General features: G+C 74.3%; 1 protein-coding gene. It reads left to right on the plus strand.

Translation table 11 applies throughout. From position 1 onward, the window contains the following. Positions 1 to 46: 46 nt before the first annotated feature. Positions 47 to 596 (plus strand): tripartite tricarboxylate transporter substrate-binding protein (locus tag AC1DWF_RS36505; protein WP_476843325.1); only part of this gene is annotated, 550 nt, incomplete at its 3' end.

A 596-nucleotide genomic window follows, 5' to 3' on the forward strand; every position in this document is an offset into this window, starting at 1 on the left:
GGATTGGACCAGGCGCGGCGCGATCGCCGCGGGGTTGACCGTACCCATGATTGCCCACGCGCAAGGCGGCCCCGTCCGGCTGATCGTGCCCTTCGCGCCCGCCGGTACCGCCGACCAGATCGCCCGGCTGGTCCAGCCGGGGCTGCAGCAGCGGCTGGGCGTGCCGGTCGTCGTCGAGAACCGGCCGGGCGCCTTCGGCAGCATCGGCGCGGCCGCGGCGGTGCGGGCGGCGCCGGACGGCAACACCTGGCTCTTCGTCTTCGACACCCATGCGGTCAACCCGGCGCTACTGGCGGCGCAGCCCTTCGACCACGAGCGGGACCTCGCGCCGGTCATGCTGATCGGCACGGCGCCCAACGTCATCGGGACGCATCCCTCGCGCCCCTACCGGACGCTGCCGGACCTGCTCGCGGCGGCCGAGGCGCGGCCGGGCGAGATCAACTACACCTCGGCCGGCCTCGGCAGCCTCGGCCACCTCACCATGGTGCTGATCGCGCAGCGCAAGGGCCTGCGGATGGTCCACGTGCCCTATGCGGGCGGGGCGGCGCCGGCCGTCACCTCGGCCGTCGCGAACCATGTGGACGCGATCATCGCGG

This window comes from Aminobacter sp. P4_D5, assembly GCF_056401815.1.